The organism is Vibrio fluminensis, assembly GCF_015278125.1.
Lineage (GTDB): Bacteria > Pseudomonadota > Gammaproteobacteria > Enterobacterales > Vibrionaceae > Vibrio > Vibrio fluminensis.
In genome coordinates this window covers 68,751-89,319 of sequence record NZ_JADILO010000013.1, presented here as the reverse complement: position 1 = coordinate 89,319, position 20,569 = coordinate 68,751, and the positions used below count along the sequence as shown (strand labels likewise).

The following is a 20,569-nucleotide window of genomic DNA, read 5'->3' as shown; positions in this document are numbered from 1 at the left end:
CTTTAGCCAGCTTTTGTATTTTTAGCAGACGTGAAATTCGCTTGATACACCTATCGTGAAACTGCTCAAAGAACACCATCTAGAGTGTCAGCACAAGCTTTAGTCGATAAATTACTGGTTACGCAACTTTATCGGTCGTTGGTACCATTCCGGCCAACTCTTGTAATATCGCTAATGTTGATTTTGCGAAAATATGCTTGTCTTTCCAACCAACCAGCTGAACCATCTTCACCTTGCCAGAAACTAAGCACTGACGAATGATGCGGTTAATCATCTGTATGTCTAACTGGCGATCTGTCCCGCCAAATGATTGAGAACACAATGAAGCAAGATCAATATTCAATACGACTTGATCACAATGAGCTAAGTAGCTTGCAAGTTGCTCTTTCATATGGAAACGGTGCGTAAACTGGCACTCTGACAACGTCATCCAATCACAACCAAGATCTTCTGCGTATTCAAACGTTTTTTCACTTTGCCGTGAGCTATCAATTCCCATGCAAAATAGGCGTAGTTCACTAAAACGCGCCAGTGCGAAATGATAGGCCGAACCCAATTCGGGTTCGAGACTGGGTTTTATCTCAAATTGATTACCAATATGAATAATCCCAAGCTCTTTTTGATGACTGTTGATCAATGGTAGTGCATGAAGCACTCCCTCAGTGCAATTGCTAAACACGACGGGAAGGGTATGTGAGCCTAAATAACGGCTTAAATTAAGTTGATAGCGGCCAATCATCTGTTCAGACAGTGTATAGTGGCCGCCATTTAACCAGCGACTGTTCTCTTGCTCAGCTAGCCAATCAAAAACGTCCTGCAAACTCTGATCGGCCATTTCGAACTCAACGGCTTTCATCGGTTTTATGGATTGAGAAATACTCATCAACACCATTGAGAAAGCGGAAACACCAGTAATACTGTGAGTTTTATTGCGTCGAAATAAGCCGAACATATGCGTTACCTTTCTGGGGGCAGAGCCCTCGCTGCTTGAAGTACGTGAAGGATGATCCTTTGCTGATTTTGTTGAACTCGATGTGCAGGAGCCATAACTGAAATCGCACCCACTAGCTTCGATCCCTTCATTACTGGCGCACTGATACCGGACACACCAGGATCGATCTCAGAAGTACTGAATGCGTAACCTTGTGCACGAATCGCGTCAAGATCCTGCTGCCACTCATTAATACGGTGAGCTTCACCAAAGTAACGTAAAATCTTTTCACGGCGCTGTGCCGGCATAAACGCAAGCATTACCTTCGATGATGCACCGCGCAATAGTGGTTGGCTCTGTCCTTGAACGTAACTACAGCGCAGGGCTTGCATACTCTCTTTGCGGCTCACGCACAGTGCGCGATATCCAACCGGCACCATGTAAGCAGCCATTTCACCAGTTTGCTTTTGCAAGCGGTTGAGAACGGCATCAACCGCATCCAAATCATGTTGACTGGTTTCATAGCTACGCATTAAAAGTAGTGCCGCCGGACCTATGATCAAGGTTTTGTCACTTGGACTTTCCTCAATTAGGTTCCACTCTTTGAGTAATTTTAAATGACGGTAAAGACTACTAATTGGCGTACCTAAAAGATCACTAAGAGTCTTGGCAGTCACAGGCTCGTCGTTAACTGCAACTTGCATTAATAGCTGCAGCAGTTTTTCGTTGACCTGACCAGAATTTTGCTTCATCGAATTCATACTAATGTTGTAACGTTTCGGATTGGATTGACCAAATGGTATTCCTAGGATATGAGAATTTATAAAGACAAAGAATAACGAATTCTCATCAAGTAAGAATGTGTGTTTTTTTATTATCTGACAATAATGACGAGGGCAAACGTTTCTCTAAATTGCCGCCAATTCTATGCATGCCAGCATAATTAATCGCGTTCCACATGAGGAATTGTGCCAGCAAAGGAAAATATAGATAGTGAGCAAATCCGCAAAACAAAAATCTAGCAATTCTTGCTATACGAGAAATATAATTTGCGAAATTCGCGTTATTTCACCGTGCGCTCACTACTGTTAAAAAAAGGATGTTCCAACAATGTTTCACCGTACTGAAGGTTTGGCGCCTATAACTCTTCTTGCAACAACTCTTCGTCGATCATCGAGCTACACTCAATTTTAAAATGGTTATAGGAAAATACCGCAGCACCATGCACTCGCTTAGTGGTCACTTTATCCTCCCCAAACTGAACAATCACGCGAGTAAAGACCTTCTTGGTTGCTTGCACAGTATTTTCTGTCAGCAAGCGATCAAATTCTTCTTGGTGCGTTTCTTTCGCCCTTTTGATTTTTTCTAGCTGGGCATTGGCCGCTATTTTGCTTGCTTCAATTTGTTCCGCTTCTTCTTCACTCCGTTCAGCTTTAGGCCGCTTTTTGAACTCTAGCTCCTTACGCACGATATCCATAGTAGACTCCTGCGAAACTTGATAGTGATCGCGGAACTTACTCTGACGATCTTTATGCATCTTATAGCGCGCAAAACCATGAACAAATGTTGCGGTGTCGCCTTCAACTCCCAAGTTCACACATAGAACCTTACCACCAACTTTAGCGCTACCTCCGCTCAGTGTACCTTGACGACCATTTTTATCGCAGACCACCAAGTTATTTCCACAGCGAATCTCATTGTTCATACAATGAATGGTAAGTTCGATATCATGCCCAGCTTGTAATTCAGAAAATTGAGCGTAATTCGCTTTTATAGTTCCACCAGCTTTTACCACACAAGATTTTTGCTGATTATCAGAAACATTATGACCAATGATGCCTTTGGCGACCTCGATATCACCTTGGGCTTGAATATCTGCAGATTCAACAAAACCACCAATGGTGATATTCCCTGTGGCTCGAACCTTCATATCTGACTCAACGTTACCTTTAACCAGTAAGTTACCTTTAAACTTAACGTGTCCAGTCGCAACTCCAATCGTATCGAGTATCAGTACGTCGTCTACGTCAACGGTCGAATCTCGAAGGATCGGCATCCCGGCAACCGCGGCGATCAATACATCTGGATCTTGATCTGAAATGAGTGATCCTTTGCCTTCCTTTAGCAACAGATCTTTCCCATCTAAAGCAGGAATAACTTTTCCTTGTACCGTTAAACCCGGAACGCCCGTAGTGAAAGCAACTCGACGCATTAAAGGTTGGTTGACGACAACACTGACTGTCTCGCCAAGATTAAGCATATCAACTTTGCCCGTCTCATCTTCAACGGGAGCAAGAACTTGTTTAGATACATCTTTTACTAAAGGGATAAACTGAGTGTCTTTACCGTTGATGGGGCTTTTGCCCGCCGCGATTGGCTGAGAGAATTGTTTGCCTGGCTGAAGTTGACGGCTAACCGCTAGTACCTTTTTTAAGGCTAACTTATTAATGCCTTTCGTTACCGAGCCACCAGCTAATGTCTGTAAGAGTGTCGGGCCATCTAGCGGTTTCCCGCCATAAGCACCAGTAATAATCATCGTAGCTAACATGCCATCATCTGAGACCGTTAGCTCAACAAAGGCATCAAGTTTTTCAGCAATGATTATTCCTTGGAAAGATTCGGCTTTTCCTTCTTTAGCCAGAGTAAGAAAACGCAACACTTCTTCATCATAAACAAAGAAATTCTGAGCTTCTAGCCCAAGTAAAGCCTGCGGCAAATTGTTTAACACCGTGTCACGAGATAGCGACAGACCGGTAGGAAGCTTTGCCACGACTCGTTTGCCATCGTCAGATAAAGAGACGATCTCTTTCCACATATTTCACCTAATTCAGTATTGATTTAAACGAATGACCGCTTGGAAACTTAATACTAAGAGATAAATGTAGGGTCCTGATAAGAACCAACTAGCCCTCTTTGAACCAAGTGTTTACTACTTTAAGTGTATATAAGTTGCTTAAATATAAGTATGAAATCGCTAACATTTTCAAACACGTGTCGTCATTTTTCTCAACAGTAAGGTTACTAATTGTGTCAGGCTGGTTCTAAATTCAATCAAAATAACTTGATAAGTGAAAATTAATATCAATCTAGTTGCACCTATTGTAAATCAGTCATCATGACTCAAGTCCAAGTAACGCAAATCTAGCTGTCAGGCTGAATGGTCATTTTGCATATACACTTATCTTTATCCCCAAGTAACCTCAAGGAGCTGGATTTGCTTGGAATAAGACCAACCTGGGTGCCTCAACTGTGCCTTGTGCTCATTTTAGTATTCGTTTGTATACCAGTTGGCGCTCAAGCGTTGCCTTCAGTAGAAAGTGTTGAAGCTGAAATTAGTAAACTAAAGACTGAGTCGCCAAAAGACGAACTGCTGATCGCGCAATACGACAAACTCCGTGTGCAGCTCAACAGTTTTGAGAAACTCAAATCCGAGCGCGATAATTTTCAGCAGATCATCAATCAATACCCAACACTGCGTGAGCGCCTCAATCAACAAATAGAAAATACCGACGATCTCAAGATTTTTGCCACCGATAATCTACGCAGTTATAACGACTTAACTCAAGCGATCGCTTCTCTTCAAGCCGCAATGAGTGAGTGGCGTAGTTCTTACCAATCCAATAGTGACCAAGCAAATAAACTCAACAGCGATCGAACAGCTCTTCCTATCAGCCTAGCTCAACAGGACAAGCAAATTGAGCAAGCATCTCTAACGACTCAATCACAAGAGAGTGAGATAGAACAGTGGTCGCAAAGTGCAAATTTGGCGGAGCTAAAGCTCAAACGCGAGGTGACCTCATTTGAACTGCAAAGTCTCGACGAGCGCACTGAACTGCTTAGACTGGAACAAAAGCTACTAGAAAAGAAAATTCAAACCGCCACGCCCTTGATCATTAATCTGCAAGAACGACTCACTCAGGTTGAACAAAAGTCAGTTCGAGCACTGATTGCCGAAGCACTCGATGTGAGCGAAAAGGTCGAGAAAGACCAGCCAGAGAGGCAAGCGGCTGTCGACCAACTTCGTCAATACGCCCAAGAGTTGGAAAAAGTGTTGGTCGATATAGACCAAGCACGAATTGAAACCCAAAAAACCGAAGCTCAGCGCCGCAGCTTGGCAGAAGAGCAACAGCTCATAAAACAGAATCTCTCTTGGCTGCGTAATAGTACCGCTTTTGGTGCTTCAATCAGAGCGCAGCTACGCCGCTTACCCAATTCCGTCAATAGCAAAGCCATTCCCGATACGATTGCGAACACGCATATTAGAAAATATGAAATTAGCCAGTTACTCAATGACTACTCGCTCACGAACGCCGTATTGGCGTCGCAGCCTCAAGCTGCCCCAAACGATCAGCTAGCAGATTTATCCAATCAACTGCTCAGTCAATTATCCCAAGATTATGAAAAATTGATCGTCGCACTAGGCAAGCTTCAATTATCACTCAATCAATACGCTCTCGAAGTCGAGGACGCGCGCAGTTTCTTACGAGAACAACAATTATGGACCAGAAGCAATGTACCGTTATGGGAGCACTTAACCAGTTTTAATAAGACCGTCTGGTTTGGTTCATCCACCCCGCTAGCATCAACGATGGATCGTCTGGACACAACAAAACTGACTCAAGTTGGTGCCCTATTCATTTTCTACTCATTGGTTTTCTACTTCATATATCGCAAGCTCACTGAGCACTCGCTGTGCAAAAGAGATGAGTTTAAAGTCGTGTTTGGACACCCAGTAAAAGATCGCTTCCAAAATAGTGTTCTATTACTGCTCTCTACACTGATCAGAGCCGCAATTATGCCCATTTGGTATGTCATCACCGCGGCTCTTTTGTTCTGGCTCCTCCCATCAGATAACACCAATGATTTTCGTACCCTGATAATTGGCAGTGCTGCCTCATTATTTGTGCTTGAGTTTAGCCACACCATCAGCAGCAAAAAGGGATTACTTGAACTCCACTTAAACTGGCCCGAATCCGTTTGTGATTACTTACATAAACACAGCAAGCGCGTTCGTTGGCCATTTACTCTGTTTCTGTTTGTAATTTTTTGTGTGGAGCTAGTGGCTCAAGAGCAGGAAGCCGAAGCATCAAGGGTATGCTTTCTGATCTTTATTTTAAGCTTAACGGCTGTCTATTCGGCATTGCTCAAACATCACCGCGTGCCCACAGCCTTACCCAACTCACTGGGGCAAAGAGTGGGGTTAATGTTCTTACGAAGTTTGATTATGGGCTCAATGCTCGCAATAGCCATTATGGCCATACTCGGGCTCTATATCGCCGCATGGATGTTACTGGTTTACCAACAAGCCACCATTTTTGTCGCGTTAACCATTCTATTTATTTACCAACTTGGTCAACGTTGGTTAAAGCTCGAACACCGTCAACTCAACTATCAACGCCTACTTGCACGGCGAGAAGAACTGATAGCCCAGCAACAAAAACAAGCCGATGAACCACCAGAGATTGCTGAGTTACGTGAAGATTTTCCTGAAGTTGAGGAGCAAGGGTTAGCGAGTGAACAAGTCAGTGAGCAGTCACTAACACTACTACGTGGGTTATCAGTCATTGGGTTAGTAATCGCAATCATTACGCTTTGGTCGAGCGCACTCGAAATGACCTCTCTACTTAACAATGTCGTGGTTTGGCAGGTGAGCGAAACCATCAGTGGCAGTGCCACACTGGTTGATGTCACCCTGCAATCCCTCATCTACGCTCTAATCACCTTGCTCGTCACCTTTGTGGGTGTCAGGAACTTACCCGGCATTCTCGAGCTACTGGTACTACGCCGCTTAGAGCTAGCACCGGGTACCGGTTATGCAGTCACAACTTTACTGCGTTATCTGATCCTCATGACTGGGGTATTATCTGCCTTTGCATTACTTGGCTTTCAATGGTCTCGTCTACAATGGTTAGTCGCTGCGTTCGGCGTTGGGCTGGGGTTTGGTCTGCAAGAGATTTTTGCCAATTTCATCTCGGGATTAATCTTATTGTTTGAGCGACCGATTAGAATCGGTGACATTGTCACAATCAACGATCTATCGGGCACGGTGAGTAAGATTGAAACCCGGGCGACAACCATCATTGATTGGGATAACAAAGAGATCGTAGTGCCAAATAAGACCTTTATTACTGAAAAGCTGATCAACTGGTCGCTGACCGATTCGATTACCCGTATCGTGATCCCGATTGGCGTCGCTTATGGATCGGATGTGGAGAAAGTAGAGGATCTCCTCTATCAATCAGCGCAAGAGCATCCGTTGATTCTTAATGATCCTGCACCTTCAGTATTTTTCTTGGCATTTGGAGCCAGCAGTTTAGACTTTGAATTGCGTATCCACATCAATTCGATCGATCACCGCTTATCAACCATTCATCTGGTTAACAAGAAGATCGATCAACTGTTTAAACAGCATGGTATCGAGATTGCGTTTCCACAGATGGATGTGCACGTGCGCGACTGGCCGGATGCGCCCGATGCCGATACAAAATAATAGGATAAACACCCAAGTAACCGCAGGTTGCTTGGGCATAGACAACCAAATAAAGATCGAAAACCGTGCAGCTTAAACAGGCGTTAAGCCACCGATAATACGATTTTACCGACATGACGTTTTTGTTCAAACGTATCCTGAGCCTGATTGATATCTTTCAAATCAAACACTTGAGCAAGAATTGGTTGAATTTTCCCTGATTCAATCACTTTAACAAGGTTATGAAACACTTGCGGCTCTAGCACTGTACAACCAAAAAAGCTTAAATCCTTTAGGTAGAGCGTTCGCACATCAAGTTCAACCATCGCTCCACCAATAGCCCCTGATACTGCATAACGCCCTTTGGGTTTCAGTACTTTAAGTAATTCAGGCCATTGCTGACCAGCAACGAGATCGATCACCACATCAACGCTGTTCTGACCCAACACTTCAACCAGATCGTCACTGCGATCCACAATCACATCTGCACCAAGATCCAACAACTGCTGTTTTTTACCCGCACTGGTGATCGCGATCACGCGAGCGCCACGCGCCTTAGCCAATTGCACAGCCGCCGATCCAACGCCCCCTGATGCGCCTGTTACCAATACCGTATCTTGATCGATAACTTGAGAGCGGGTGAGCATATTTTCTGCCGTGGAATAGGAACAAGGAAAAGTTGCCAACTCAACAGAAGAAAGCGGGCTATCAATAGGATAAGCATGTTTCACCGATACAACCGTGTATTCCGCGAAACCACCATTACATTCTGAGCCAAAATACCAAGGAGATGTTAATTGCTCACCATTGATTTCCTGCAAGCTTGGCTCTATCAGCACGCGTTCACCAATACGTGCAGAGTCGACACACTCGCCCACCGCCACTATCACTCCACACACGTCCGCACCTTGGATAAGCGGAAGTTCAAGCGCTTTCCCAGACCAACTCGCGTCTGCACTATCGTTATCGCCTTTCGAATACCAAGCGGTGCGTGTATTAATATCTGTGTTATTCACCCCCGCGGCTAACACTTGCACGAGCACTTCGTACTCTTTCGGCTTAGGCACTTCAATATCTTCTCGATAACGAAGCATCTCAGGACCACCATGACCGATTAGTTCGACGCCTCTCATCTGCTTTGGAATATTCATTATTGTACTTCTCCATGTAATAACGTAGTCGCCAATTGTTTTGCACTGACTATTGATTGCTCACCCAACACAGTCCATGAGTTTGAAATACCTTCATGGATTAGCAACAAGTGAGTTGCAACTTGAGGCTGCTGGCTTTTTTCACTCAATAATTCCAGCACGTCGAGTTTATGCCTTGTGACAGCTTGTCGGATTTCACTATTGTCAGGAAAAGCCGCCACAGCATTGCTCGACATGCAGCCATTAGGGGCAAATTCACGCATCCAAACCGCCAATTTATCGAAAATAATCAACACGCCTTCTAACCCTGTTGCGCGGTTGTCTTCGAGCAAAAACTGAATATAGCGCTGATGACGGTGCTCTAAAGCCGCAGCAATCATCTGCTCTTTTGAGGAATAGTATTTGTAGAGCGTTCTTAAGCTGACATTACAGGCATCTTTTAGCTGTGACACGCTCGGTTCTGCAAAACCGAATTGGCTGAAGGCTTTCTCCAGATCCGCTGCAATTTGATGTTTAAGCATAAATTTAACCTCAGGTAGAACGTTTACTCTACCTTTAAAGTAAAGCGTTCATTCTACCTTGTCAATGAATTGCTCAATTAAACGCCAAATCTCATGCGACAAGTCTGACAAAAAATATTCAATTTACATTGTAAACATCGACATATAATTTACCGACAGAAGACAAATTTACGCCGATACAGTAAACAAAAATCGGTGGTAACGGTTTAATTAACCGCTATAAGAGTCAGCCACTCGCTCTCAAAACCTAGGATTGAGAGCGCAGGGCTCTTTGAATCAGTATCTTGTCCCAACTAAGGGCATCATCGTTTAAGCTGACAAAGCCGCTAAGAAAAAGTCCGTCGCTTTTTCGGCATGTTGCTTAATCTGTTGCTCATTTAAGTTTTGCATCCCAAGCAAAGCACCATTTCTCGGCGCGAGTAACATTGCTAGCCAAAGTTCGGTTTTATCAACGTGCTGCGGGAAATGCTGCTGCATAAAATCCGCTAATACTTGCTCTGTCGAGTCAGGTCCCACTTCAAAGAAGCTTTGCACCATTTCGGGCGCTTGGACACTTTCGTTTACTAGTAATCGATAGGTTGCCAGGTGCTCGGTTGAAAGGTGAAATTGTACAAAGCCTTCAGCGAAACTAACCAGCGCCATACGAACATCATTTTGTTGCAATGCTTCTACATATGACTGGTCGTGCTGGCTCGCAATATCATGCAGTGTCGCCTCAAACAATTCTTGTTTGGAAGCAAAATAGCGATACAACGTCTGCTTAGTGATCTGTGCTCGACTCGCAATTTCATCCACGCTAGTCGCGACATATCCTTCCAAAAGAAAACTCTCTCTCGCTGAGCTTAATATCGCCTGCTTTTTTCTTTGTCTATTCTGTTCAATCTTACTCATCAACTCGACTTGCTCAGTTTACTGCCAAATAACAATCATACTATACGGTATGATTTCTCTTGACTCAAGCGAGACACAAAATCATACTCATCGGTATGATTTATTAATAAGAGTAATTCTCATGAACTTAACTAGCGACATAACCCAGCCAAACCCAACCCGCCGTCATGGTTTTTTGCTCGCGATTGGTGGCGCAATGCTAATGAGCCTAGATCCGATATTTATTCGCTACGCCAACGTCAGTGGCTTCGATACCGCTTTTTTATTTGGCTTATTCAGTGCTATCTCAATGCCGATCTTGCTTAAAATCAATGATAAACGCGGAATCAGACAAGCCGTTAAACAGAGCGGTTGGCCATTGCTGATTGCGGGGATACTTATGGTGGGGAGCGCTTCCGGCTTGGTATTTAGTCTCAAAAATACCTCGGTCGCGAACACATTTATCATCTTAAGTGCCACGCCTGCCATCGCCGCGATGTTCAGTTGGCTAATGTTGAAAGAAAAGATCAACCGTTCAACCGTAGTAGCGATCATCGCAGTGATGATCGGTATTAGTGTGGTGGTTTCAGGATCATTTGGTTCCGGCTACTGGCTTGGTGATCTACTTGCCCTGTTCTCCGTGATCTGTGTTTCGCTAATGTTTACCTTACTACGCAAATTTCATCACGTTAGTCGCTTAGCTGCTGTTGGCTTAGGTGGATTGCTACTGGCAATCGTGATGTTTTCCTTTGCCGCTCCCAGCGAATATAGCTTAGAGACTTGGCTGATCATGGCAGCAATGGGATTGCTTACAGCACCGCTAGGGCGCGTATTTTCAATGGTTGCCACGCGCTACATTACCTCTGCTGAAGTCTCAATGACATTAATGCTAGAAACGGTTCTCGCTCCAATTTGGGCACTAATTTTCTTCGCTGAAATACCAGCCAACGCAAGCTTAATTGGCGGAGCCATCATCTTAATCACTCTGTTTTTCTATAGCTTAATTTCAATGCGTGAGGAATAACGCCATGAATAATGTTTTAAACTACATCGGCACCATCCAAACTCCTTTTGCAACCCTTGATGCATGTCCACATAACATCCATCAACATCAAAGCCCTTGCCGCATTCAGCTAGATGATCAATACCAAAGTGCTCTAACCGGTCTCGCGAAAGGGCAGCCCATTCTTATTCTTTACTGGCTTGAGCAGGCGAAGCGCGATCTCATGCTGCAAAGTAGACAAGGACAACCAGTAGGCACGTTTGCACTCCGCTCACCACACCGTCCTAATCCTATTGGTGCGGCTATTCTTCCGATTGAGGAGATTGGTGAAGACTATCTGATTGTCAGAGGGTTAGATTGCTTAAACGGCACGCCTTTACTCGATATAAAACCAGCAATTTATCAAGAGAGAAATGAGATATGAGAGTTATAGATCTGAGAGTTTGAAGCTAAAGATGTGAGAATAGATGATTAGAGATGTGAGAGGTCTTAAGAGTACAGAAAAAGCGGTGATTTAAACTCACCGCTTTTTGGCAAATCAATATTTACGTTGAATTACGCCGATAGTTTTTTGATCACTATCGCAGTGCCCATGCCGCCACCAATACACAATGACGCTAAACCATACTCCAGTTGACGCTTATCCATCTCATAAAGCAAGGTCGTCAAAATACGGCCACCAGATGCACCTAACGGATGCCCAAGCGCAATTGCGCCACCATTAACGTTGGTTTTGTCATCGAACCATGTCATAGGCAATTGATACTTTTCACTCAAACCGTGCATTACGCCAAGTGCTTGCGCTGCAAACGCCTCATTTAATTCAAGTAACTGCATATCTGCCAAGGTCATTTGTGCGCGGTCCAAAGCTTGCTCTACCGCAGGCACAGGGCCTAACCCCATATACGCCGGATCAAGCCCACCTTGACCGTAACTTACGATCTCAGCCAACGGCTTAAGCTGATGAATAGCGACTGCATCAGCCGAAGCAAGCACAAATGCGACACCGCCATCATTGATGCCCGATGCATTCCCTGCCGTCACACTGCCCTCTTTCCTAAACGCCGGTCTAAGCTTTCCTAGGCTCTCAATAGAAGCATCATGACGCGGATATTCATCTTGAGCAAAGCTGATCATTTGGCGTCGCTGCATAACCTCAATAGGAACAATTTCATCATTGAATCGACCCGCATTGATCGCTTCTACCGCTCGCTGTTGGCTACATAAGGCAAACTCATCTTGAGTCTGGCGGCTAATCTGGTACTTATCGGCAATGTTTTCTGCCGTCATCCCCATATGGTACTGATTAAACGCATCGGTCAGACCATCGTTAATCATGGTATCAAGCAGTTGTTGATGACCCATTTTACTGCCAAAGCGGTTTTTACCATCCAGCACATAAGGAGCGCTCGACATATTCTCCATCCCGGCAGCAACGACCAAATCGGCATCCCCAGCTTTGATCTTACTCGCCGCTTCCATTACGGTTTTCATCCCACTGCCGCAAATCATATTCAACGTATAAGCGGGTACTGAATCAGGCACCCCCGCAAACTTGGCGGCTTGACGACCTGGTCCCATTCCTTGCCCTGCGCCAAGTACATTACCAACAATAACTTCATCGACTAATTCAGGTACTACGTTCGCTTGTTGCAACGCCGCGCGAATTGCATGTCCACCAAGCTTACAAGCAGGGATAGCCGCGAGGCTGCCGCCAAAACTACCTAACGCAGTGCGCTTAGCAGCAACGATATAAACTTTTCTCATCTTACTGCCCTCTTAAATCACCAAACCGCCATCAATTTTCAACGTCTGACCGGTAATAAAACTTGCACTATCGCTGGCTAGAAACGCCACGCCATTGGCAATATCTTCGGGTTTACCCATACGACCCAGCGGCGTTTTTGATTTCATGTAATCCAACACTTTCTCTGGCAAATCCACTGTCATTGGCGTTTCAATAAACCCAGGCGCTACGCAGTTCGCACGTACTTGTGCACCTTTGCGAGAAAATTCTTTTGCCCAGCCTTTGGTCATCGCAATAACACCACCTTTAGTTGCGCCGTAATTACTTTGACCGATGTTGCCATCTGTACCCACAACCGAAGACATCGTAATGATCGATCCAGCACCGTTTTCGATCATCACTGGGGCAACAGCTTGAGTCATATTAAACACACCCTTTAGGTTAACGTTGATCACCAGATCCCAATCATCTTCTGTCATACGATCAAGCAAGTTATCGCGAGTGATCCCTGCGTTATTGACCAGCACATCGACTTTGCCATGCGCAGCTTGGATCTCCTCCACTAAACCTTGTATCGCGGCACGATCACAAACATTCAATTGTTTCACTTTGACATTGTCATACTGCTCTTCTAACTCTTGAGCGACTTGCGTGTTCATGTCGCATGCATAGACCATGGCAGCATGTTGCTTCGCGAATGTTTCAACGATACAGCGACCAATTCCTTGAGCGCCTCCAGTTACGATACAGATTTTATTGGTAAGCATAATTTCACCTTATTTTGATAGGGTGCGAGGCTATGTCTTGGCATAGTTTTATTCGCAGTAGGTGAACCTATTCTATGAAGTGAATGGCGCTTTGTTGACTGATTCCAATTCAAAACACTATTGCAAAAAAGGGATAATTTAATATTGAAAACCAAGCATAACTTTGTTTGTACTAAACGAGACTGACATGATTAAACAAGAAATTTTGACCTAGTTAGCTAATATTAACTAAGGAGATGTTCTCGAATTCTTAGCTGAGCTATAAATTTATTGCGCTGTAAATGCAATAATTAAGGTCGCTACTATGCTCGATAAAATCGTCTATTTCCTCCATGTTGTCCGTACAGGTTCATTTAGCCTTGCGGCGAAGCACTATGGCATATCTGCATCAGCGGGAAGCCGTTGGATCATCGAACTCGAAGAGAGTATGGGGATCAGCTTGCTCAAGCGTTCAACGCGCAAAGTGGTGCCAACACAAGCGGGATTACGTTTGTTTGAACGCTTTAATCGCGTAAATAGTGAAATAGATGAGATATTTACTGAAATACAAAACCTCGGAAATGACGATCGAGGCATCATTCGTATCGCCTCTACCCCACTTTTTGCCCGTGATTTTCTCGGTACCATCGTCGGTGAATATCTGCAACAACACCCGCATGTCACCTTTCGTATCCTAGAAACGGCCTTCGATATGGATCATATCGATGAGATTGATTTTGCTATTCGAGCCAGTGCCATCTATCAAGGTTTTCAAGAAAAAGACAGCTTGTTGGTCAAGCGTTCACTGCTGAAATACCCGCTGATGGCATGTTGCTCACCGCAATACGTTGAAAAATATGGTGAGCCTGAGCAACCAGAAGATTTGCGCCGTCACAACTGCCTGTATGCCTCGACCTTGGTTGGTGGCAGTAAGTGGGTCTTTGAACGAGATGGTGAGATGACCACGGTAAATATCTCACAAACCGTCGAAGTGGAAGACAGCCAATTTATCAAAACCGTAGCACTCAATGGCGGAGGTATTGGCTATCTGCCAGTGCGCTTAATTGAGAATGAGCTTAACGATGGTTCATTAATGCCTGTACTTCGTGAGTACACCAACAGTGAGTTCGAATTTAGCCTCTACTATCGTCCAAGAAAGCAGATGCCCGTGCGCTGCGTCAACTTTAAGGATTACCTAATTAGGCGCGTCAGAGAAATCTCTGAAGCGGAATAACTCACACATCAAGAGTAACCTAGGTTGCTCTTTTTATTTGCCTTTCTCTTAACTCATATTATCCCTTATACGCAATTATCTTTCCTTTTATTGTCTATTTTTTCATTAATCAGAAGCCAATACACTTTTTCCATCAGCTAAGCAGCATCTGCTCAAAGCAATAATATTTTTCCAGAAGGAAAACTAATAATGAAAATAAAAGTGTTAACAGCCCTACAAGCTTCTAACTTAATTAATGATGGTGACAGAGTGATTCTCGGCGGCTTTATTGGCGCTGTGGTTCCTGAAGCGATCGAAAAAGCGGTTGGTGAGCGCTATTTAAACACCGGCCACCCTAACAACCTCGAACTCTATTTCACTGCCGGCCAGGGCAATGGCGTCGATAAAGCGACCAATCACCTCTCCTACCCTGGCATGGTCAGTATGGCTTGTGGTGGGCATTGGGGGCTGATCCCAAGATTGCAGCAACTCGCCAATCAAGATCAAATTCAAGGCTACAACTTCCCGCAGGGTGTCATTGCTCAGCTTTTACGCGACTCCGCGGCAGGCAAACCTGGCACCTTATCTCACGTTGGTTTGGGCACCTTTGTTGATCCTCGCCTTGGCGGCGGCAAGATCAACCAAGTCACCACAGAAGATCGCGTTTCTGTCATGAATATTGATGGTGAAGAATTTCTCTTCTACAAACGGATCAACCCAAATGTGGCGTTACTTCGTGGCACAACCGCAGATGAAAACGGCAACATCACCATGGAAGATGAGTGCCTGTTTTTAGAAAACCTCGCCGCAGCTCAGTTAGTGACCAACTTGGGTGGCACCGTTATTGTACAAGTTAAGCAGTTGGTCAAAGCAGGTACGCTCGATCCGCAACAAGTGCGCATTCCGGGTATCTTTGTTAATGCGGTAGTGATCGCAGAGCCTGAAGAGCACATGCAGACTTTCGCAGAGGCAATGAACCCAGCCTATTGCGGACGAGGCCAAGCCACGGAGAAAGCTTCATCAATTCGCTGTTTGGATGCGAAAAAAATCATTGCTCGACGCGCCGCTATGGAGCTTAAACAAGGTGCGATCCTAAATTACGGTATCGGCGTGCCGGAAGTCATTGCCGAAGTAACTGATGAAGAAGGGATTACCGATCAAATGATTGCGACTGTCGAACCCGGCGCCATTGGGGGCACGCCTGCTGGTGGATTGAGTTTTGGCGCCTCAGCGTTTCCTGAAGCAGTCATCACTCAAGATCAAATGTTTGATTTTTATGACGGCGGCGGCATCGATCAGGCCTTCCTTGGTTTAGCAGAATGCGACCAATTCGGTAACCTTAACGTCTCTAAGTTTGGCAGCAAAATCGCGGGCTGCGGTGGCTTTATCAATATTACGCAAAATGCCAAGCAAGTATTTTTCTGCGGCACTTTTACCGCAGGCAAGCTTGAAATTGAAACTGGCAATGGTGAGCTAAAAATCATCAACGATGGTCATATCCAAAAGCTTATCAACCAAGTGCAACAAATTACGTTTTCCGCCGATATCGCCAGACGTAACCATAAACCCGTGCTCTACATTACCGAGCGCGCAGTGTTCAGATTGGGCGAAACCACCTTAGAGCTGATTGAAATCGCGCCTGGGGTAGATTTGGAAAAAGATGTCTTACAACAAATGGCATTCAAACCGCTCATCAGCCCTGATCTTAAGCTAATGGATGCACGCATTTTTAATGACCAACCGATGGGATTAACGCTCACGGCAGGGCTGCAGAGTGAGCCACATAACGAGCAAAGCGAAATCAACACTCAATATGTCGCGGCGTAAAACGACTCTCCCTCTTCACAGAGGGAGATAGTCTTGCCATAAGAATCACGGTTTTTATCGCAAAACTATTTCCATGAGAAACACCACTATGAGTTATTCCATTGACCAGTTAGAACTGGGCCAAAGTGCCCACTTTGAAAAAACCATTAGCGAATCTGATATCCAGATGTTCTGCGGCATCAGCGGTGATATCAATCCCGTCCATGTCAGCCAAATTGCTGGGCAGAAGAGTATTTTCGGCAATCGCGTGGCGCACGGCATCATGGTATCGGGCTTAACCTCTGCGGTACTCGGCATGCAGCTGCCTGGACCCGGCACCATCTACTTAGGACAAGAGCTGAAATTCACCGCGCCGGTTTATATCGGCGACACCATTCGCGCTGAAGTGGAAGTAATTGAGATCAATCGAGCGAAGAACATCGTCAAACTCGCAACGCGCAGTATTAATCAAAATAACAAAGTCGTTATTGAAGGTATGGCGACAGTTATGCCTCCAAAGCATTAAAATTTAAGGATTTACCATGATTATTAAACCTCAAATTCAAGGTGTAGTCGCACGCTCTGCTCACCCTGTAGGCTGCCATCAAGCGGTACTGAACCAAATCAATTACGTCCAAAATGCGCAGCAGATTGCTCAAGGACCAAAAAAGGTGCTGGTTCTTGGCGCGTCTTCAGGCTTTGGGTTAGCGTCACGTATCAGCCTCGCTTTTGGTGGCGCCCAAGCTGATACGATTGGCGTCTCATTTGAGCGTGGTCCTAGCGACAAAGGCGTCGGTACTGCCGGATGGTACAACAACATCTATTTTCGCCAAGAAGCAGAAAAACACGGACTGATTGCTAAGAATTTCGTCGGCGACGCCTTCTCTGCTGACATGCGCCAACAAGTGGTCGACTACATCAAAAATGAATTTGGTGGTCAGGTCGATTTAGTGGTCTACAGCTTGGCAACGGGTGTAAGACCGAACCCTGAGACGGGTGAGCTTTGGCGCTCGGCAATCAAAACCTCTGGCGAGCCGGTTGTCGGGCCAACCATTAATATTGAAAAAGACTGCCTAGAATCCATGGAAGTGGGTACAGCTTCCGCAGAAGAGATGGAATCAACCATCAAAGTGATGGGTGGTGAAGATTGGCAAAGCTGGATCGAAATGTTGGCAGACGCCCAAGTACTGGCACAAGGTTGCAAGACGGTTGCTTACTCTTACGTCGGTCCTGAAGTCACCTACCCAATCTACCATAAAGGGACGTTAGGCAGCGCCAAAGCGCACCTGCATCGTACAGCGGACACATTGAATCAAACCCTTAATCAACTTGGCGGCGAGGCTTACGTCTCGGTCTGTAAAGCTCTGGTGACCAAAGCGAGTGTCTTTATTCCTGCCTTTTCGCCATACATTCTTTCACTGTTTAAGGTGATGAAGCAGAAAGGAACCCATGAAGGCTGTATAGAGCAGATGCAGCGTTTATTCGCTAACCGCTTGTATCAGGAGCATGTACCGGTCGATGAAGCGCGTTTGATTCGTATTGATGACTGGGAACTTGAGCCCGAAACTCAACAACAAGTCAAAACACTTATGGCACAGATGACGGCTGATAACTTTAGCCAAATCGGCGACTACGATGGCTACAAACTCGACTTTTTGCAACTGAATGGATTTGGTTTTAATGACGTCGATTACGATGCGCCTGTCGATATTGAAAAGCTAGCATTATTACAGCCGTAATAAGCATATTAGCAACCCAAATTTCATCCCCGCCAACTCGCGGGGATTTTTTTATCTTATTGAAAAATAAAGATATAAAAACAATTTTGCTAGCAACTTCACACAATTCATTATTGCAAATTAAGGATAATACCCTGTTTTTATTGGGGTATTATTAACCTTGGAAAATAAATCTAATATCACCCTACAAGGTACACATTATGAACAAGAAACATCTTATTGAGATAACGATATTTCTCACCTATGCATTGTTCGCCATGTCTTGGGTAGCAGGTTCAATGATGACCAAAGACATCATGTCCTACTACAACATCGACGGTATGGCAGCTGCCACTTGGATGACCAATGCGATTACCATTGCCAAAATTATTGGTAACTTAGCCGCGGCTTGGTTACTGGTCAAAATGGGGCCAAAAAAAGCCTTCACAATTGCTTCTTTGCTTATCGTCGCAGGAGCAATTGGTGCCTTTGCCTCAAACTACCCGCTATACGTATTCTCACGCTTAGTCATGGGTTTTGGTGGCGCATTCGCCATTGTGTATTTTAACCCTATTGTCATCAAATACTTCTCGGCTGAAGAACGCCCATTGATCAACGGCATCAACGCTGCAGCCTTTAACATGGGTAACTTACTGGCAATCCTGTTCACGGGTTCACTGCTCGCGAGTCTCGGTAATTGGCAAAATGTTATTCTGGCTATCTCAGCGATCAGCTTAGCAATCCTTGTAGTATGGTGGTTTATCAGTGATGACTTCTCGCTATCAAGCACTGCGGATAACAAAGAACAAGCCGCATACACATTAAAAGACGGCATGAAAGAGTCGGTAAACTGGTGGCTACCCATTGCATATTCAGGCCTACTATTCTGCTACATCTCGGTTTTTGCCCTATTCCCACTGGTACCAACATTTGCCGCTGAAGCGAAATACCTTTCTTCTATCATGATCGGAGCCGGTATGGTTGGCACGATCGCGGGTATTATCGTCGCGAAACGTTACCCACTGCGCGTGCCTGTGATCCGCTACTGTGGTCTTGCCATGACAGCCTTTGCAGCACTTATGATCACCACTGGCAGCGCGACAATCGCATATATCGCGGCATTTATGGCGGGGTTCTTTATGTTCGTACCGATGACCTCACTCGTTACATTGCCACAAGAGCTACCTAATATGACGCCAGGACGCATTACAGTGATATTTGGTATGTTCTGGTCTATTTCTTACATGATCGAAACCGTATTAATGTATTTTGCCGGTGTACTTGCGGACATGACGGGTAACATCGCATACGCAGCAACCTTCGCTGTTATCTGCTCATCAACCTTCTTCCTCGCCAGTTTCTTCCTGCCTGAAACGGGCAAGAAACCTGAAGTCATCAATGCTGAAACCAAAAGCGCTTAAGGAGTCGTTATGCGTCAAATTAGTCCAAAATTAGAAGCTTGGTTAGACAATTTTAATCTCTTAGTTAATCAACTAGTAGAGAATGGCTTCAAACCAAACGCAACCAATGCTCGCGAAGGTTTAGCGAATCTAACCAAAGGGTTAGTCACTGAGATTCCGGTACTAGAATGGGTTCAAGATGATGTGGTTGAAGGCGGCGAATACCCAGTTCCCGTGCGTATCTACCACCCTCAGCCAAGCAAAGCGCTTCCAGTGCTGGTGTATTACCACGGCGGCGGTCATATGGCAGGCAGTGTGACGGTCTATGATCCGATTTGTCGTAAGCTCGCATTAGCCACCAATCATATAGTGGTTGCTGCAGAATATCGCCTTGCGCCGGAATGCCCTTACCCAGCCGGTGTTAATGACGCTTACTCGGTCGTTCAGCATCTTTGGCCAACCTTAGATCAACGCCAAGTAAATTACTTACCAAGCCTTTCGATTGCTGGGGATTCCGGTGGTGGTGCGCTAGTGGCAACGGTCAGTGCTAAAGCTCAATTTGATCCACAAGTCACGATCGCTAAGCAAGTGATGATCTACCCAAGTCTTGACTACACAATGAATAGCGATTCGATGGAAGAAAATGCGACTGGCTACTTACTGCAAAAGGGCAAAATTGCTTGGTACTTCGACAACTATTTCCAACATGGTGAAGATCGCAAGCAAGCCTCGCCACTACACCAGCCAATGACTGCGCAATTACCAGAAACCTTGCTGTTTACTGCTGAGTTCTGCCCGCTCAGAGATGAGGGCATTGCTTACTGTGAAATGGCACAAAGCGCGGGGGCAAAAGTTGAGCACTACCACTTCCCCGATATGATCCACACCTTCGTTAACATGGAAGATCTTGTTAAAGAAGAGTGTCAACTGACCTATCAAAAAATCAGCGAGTTTTTAAACCGCTAGATCTTTCTGTACGGTGCCCAACGCCCAG

At 45.2% G+C, this 20,569-nt stretch carries 17 protein-coding genes; 9 read left to right on the top strand and 8 right to left on the bottom strand.

Translation table 11 applies throughout. The annotated features are described in order from the left end of the window. Window positions 1–118: 118 nt before the first annotated feature. The 3 genes from IRQ95_RS11155 to IRQ95_RS11145 all read right to left on the bottom strand — a co-directional run bounded on the left by IRQ95_RS11155 (window position 119) and on the right by IRQ95_RS11145 (window position 3,746). Complete coding sequence (locus tag IRQ95_RS11155) at window positions 119–952, bottom strand: arginase family protein (RefSeq protein WP_194437002.1); 834 nt, start codon at window positions 950–952, stop codon at window positions 119–121. 5 nt (window positions 953–957) lie between these two features. Next, on the bottom strand, window positions 958–1,683 hold the full coding sequence (locus tag IRQ95_RS11150; protein WP_164675310.1) for an IclR family transcriptional regulator: 726 nt from the start codon (window positions 1,681–1,683) through the stop codon (window positions 958–960). A 386-nt stretch (window positions 1,684–2,069) separates the two neighbouring features. Continuing rightward, window positions 2,070–3,746, bottom strand: coding sequence for a flagellar assembly protein A (locus IRQ95_RS11145; RefSeq protein WP_194437001.1), 1,677 nt, complete (start codon window positions 3,744–3,746; stop codon window positions 2,070–2,072). Between the two features lie 399 nt (window positions 3,747–4,145). On the opposite strand from IRQ95_RS11145, the gene IRQ95_RS11140 reads away from it, so the two are divergent. Beyond that, entirely contained in the window at window positions 4,146–7,421 is a 3,276-nt protein-coding gene (locus tag IRQ95_RS11140) for a mechanosensitive ion channel domain-containing protein (protein ID WP_228481380.1), read from the top strand. An 83-nt stretch (window positions 7,422–7,504) separates the two neighbouring features. Here IRQ95_RS11140 and IRQ95_RS11135 read toward each other — a convergent pair whose 3' ends face one another. The 3 genes from IRQ95_RS11135 to IRQ95_RS11125 all read right to left on the bottom strand — a co-directional run bounded on the left by IRQ95_RS11135 (window position 7,505) and on the right by IRQ95_RS11125 (window position 9,963). Further along, window positions 7,505–8,551, bottom strand: coding sequence for an alcohol dehydrogenase family protein (locus IRQ95_RS11135; protein WP_194436999.1), 1,047 nt, complete (start codon window positions 8,549–8,551; stop codon window positions 7,505–7,507). Then, window positions 8,551–9,072: a TetR/AcrR family transcriptional regulator gene (locus IRQ95_RS11130; RefSeq protein WP_194436998.1), complete on the bottom strand. Its 522-nt coding sequence runs from the start codon at window positions 9,070–9,072 to the stop codon at window positions 8,551–8,553. Before IRQ95_RS11130 ends, IRQ95_RS11135 begins: the two co-directional genes overlap by 1 nt. A 309-nt stretch (window positions 9,073–9,381) precedes the next feature. Beyond that, a complete protein-coding gene (locus tag IRQ95_RS11125) occupies window positions 9,382–9,963 on the bottom strand; it encodes a TetR/AcrR family transcriptional regulator (protein WP_194436997.1) in 582 nt (193 codons plus the stop codon). Between the two features lie 121 nt (window positions 9,964–10,084). Here IRQ95_RS11125 and IRQ95_RS11120 point away from each other — a divergent pair, with 121 nt between their 5' ends. After that, window positions 10,085–10,966 carry a DMT family transporter gene (locus IRQ95_RS11120; RefSeq protein WP_194436996.1) on the top strand — a complete coding sequence of 294 codons (882 nt, stop codon included), beginning with the start codon at window positions 10,085–10,087 and terminating at the stop codon, window positions 10,964–10,966. A 4-nt stretch (window positions 10,967–10,970) separates the two neighbouring features. Further along, complete coding sequence (locus tag IRQ95_RS11115) at window positions 10,971–11,369, top strand: SAM-dependent methyltransferase (protein WP_194436995.1); 399 nt, start codon at window positions 10,971–10,973, stop codon at window positions 11,367–11,369. Between the two features lie 131 nt (window positions 11,370–11,500). Here the strand turns inward: IRQ95_RS11115 and IRQ95_RS11110 are convergent, their stop codons facing one another. Together IRQ95_RS11110 and IRQ95_RS11105 are read right to left on the bottom strand one after the other, a co-directional pair. Beyond that, on the bottom strand, window positions 11,501–12,712 hold the full coding sequence (locus IRQ95_RS11110) for an acetyl-CoA C-acetyltransferase (RefSeq protein ID WP_194436994.1): 1,212 nt from the start codon (window positions 12,710–12,712) through the stop codon (window positions 11,501–11,503). Window positions 12,713–12,724: 12 nt separating this feature from the next. Beyond that, the gene (locus tag IRQ95_RS11105) at window positions 12,725–13,459 is read right to left on the bottom strand and encodes a beta-ketoacyl-ACP reductase (RefSeq protein ID WP_194436993.1); all 735 of its coding nucleotides are present in this window, start codon (window positions 13,457–13,459) and stop codon (window positions 12,725–12,727) included. 304 nt (window positions 13,460–13,763) lie between these two features. On the opposite strand from IRQ95_RS11105, the gene IRQ95_RS11100 reads away from it, so the two are divergent. The 6 genes from IRQ95_RS11100 (at window position 13,764) to IRQ95_RS11075 (ending at window position 20,541) form a co-directional block, all read left to right on the top strand. Further along, the gene (locus IRQ95_RS11100; RefSeq protein WP_123783499.1) at window positions 13,764–14,672 is read left to right on the top strand and encodes a LysR family transcriptional regulator; all 909 of its coding nucleotides are present in this window, start codon (window positions 13,764–13,766) and stop codon (window positions 14,670–14,672) included. A 189-nt stretch (window positions 14,673–14,861) separates the two neighbouring features. Further along, on the top strand, window positions 14,862–16,478 hold the full coding sequence (locus tag IRQ95_RS11095; RefSeq protein WP_194436992.1) for an acyl CoA:acetate/3-ketoacid CoA transferase: 1,617 nt from the start codon (window positions 14,862–14,864) through the stop codon (window positions 16,476–16,478). 88 nt (window positions 16,479–16,566) lie between these two features. Beyond that, complete coding sequence (locus tag IRQ95_RS11090) at window positions 16,567–16,983, top strand: MaoC family dehydratase (protein WP_194436991.1); 417 nt, start codon at window positions 16,567–16,569, stop codon at window positions 16,981–16,983. A gap of 16 nt (window positions 16,984–16,999) precedes the next feature. After that, window positions 17,000–18,196 carry an enoyl-ACP reductase FabV gene (gene fabV, locus IRQ95_RS11085; RefSeq protein WP_194436990.1) on the top strand — a complete coding sequence of 399 codons (1,197 nt, stop codon included), beginning with the start codon at window positions 17,000–17,002 and terminating at the stop codon, window positions 18,194–18,196. A 200-nt stretch (window positions 18,197–18,396) separates the two neighbouring features. After that, window positions 18,397–19,596, top strand: a complete 1,200-nt coding sequence (locus tag IRQ95_RS11080; protein ID WP_194436989.1) for an MFS transporter — start codon at window positions 18,397–18,399, stop codon at window positions 19,594–19,596. Window positions 19,597–19,605: 9 nt separating this feature from the next. Continuing rightward, window positions 19,606–20,541, top strand: a complete 936-nt coding sequence (locus tag IRQ95_RS11075) for an alpha/beta hydrolase (RefSeq protein ID WP_194436988.1) — start codon at window positions 19,606–19,608, stop codon at window positions 20,539–20,541. Window positions 20,542–20,569: the final 28 nt, after the last annotated feature.

Coding starts and splice junctions, on each gene's coding strand:
- IRQ95_RS11155 (WP_194437002.1), bottom strand. CDS start 952: ATGTTCGGCTTATTTCGACGCAATAAAACTCACAGTATTACTGGTGTT.
- IRQ95_RS11150 (WP_164675310.1), bottom strand. CDS start 1,683: ATGAAGCAAAATTCTGGTCAGGTCAACGAAAAACTGCTGCAGCTATTA.
- IRQ95_RS11145 (WP_194437001.1), bottom strand. CDS start 3,746: ATGTGGAAAGAGATCGTCTCTTTATCTGACGATGGCAAACGAGTCGTG.
- IRQ95_RS11135 (WP_194436999.1), bottom strand. CDS start 8,551: ATGAATATTCCAAAGCAGATGAGAGGCGTCGAACTAATCGGTCATGGT.
- IRQ95_RS11130 (WP_194436998.1), bottom strand. CDS start 9,072: ATGCTTAAACATCAAATTGCAGCGGATCTGGAGAAAGCCTTCAGCCAA.
- IRQ95_RS11125 (WP_194436997.1), bottom strand. CDS start 9,963: ATGAGTAAGATTGAACAGAATAGACAAAGAAAAAAGCAGGCGATATTA.
- IRQ95_RS11120 (WP_194436996.1), top strand. CDS start 10,085: ATGAACTTAACTAGCGACATAACCCAGCCAAACCCAACCCGCCGTCAT.
- IRQ95_RS11115 (WP_194436995.1), top strand. CDS start 10,971: ATGAATAATGTTTTAAACTACATCGGCACCATCCAAACTCCTTTTGCA.
- IRQ95_RS11110 (WP_194436994.1), bottom strand. CDS start 12,712: ATGAGAAAAGTTTATATCGTTGCTGCTAAGCGCACTGCGTTAGGTAGT.
- IRQ95_RS11105 (WP_194436993.1), bottom strand. CDS start 13,459: ATGCTTACCAATAAAATCTGTATCGTAACTGGAGGCGCTCAAGGAATT.
- IRQ95_RS11100 (WP_123783499.1), top strand. CDS start 13,764: ATGCTCGATAAAATCGTCTATTTCCTCCATGTTGTCCGTACAGGTTCA.
- IRQ95_RS11095 (WP_194436992.1), top strand. CDS start 14,862: ATGAAAATAAAAGTGTTAACAGCCCTACAAGCTTCTAACTTAATTAAT.
- IRQ95_RS11090 (WP_194436991.1), top strand. CDS start 16,567: ATGAGTTATTCCATTGACCAGTTAGAACTGGGCCAAAGTGCCCACTTT.
- fabV (WP_194436990.1), top strand. CDS start 17,000: ATGATTATTAAACCTCAAATTCAAGGTGTAGTCGCACGCTCTGCTCAC.
- IRQ95_RS11080 (WP_194436989.1), top strand. CDS start 18,397: ATGAACAAGAAACATCTTATTGAGATAACGATATTTCTCACCTATGCA.
- IRQ95_RS11075 (WP_194436988.1), top strand. CDS start 19,606: ATGCGTCAAATTAGTCCAAAATTAGAAGCTTGGTTAGACAATTTTAAT.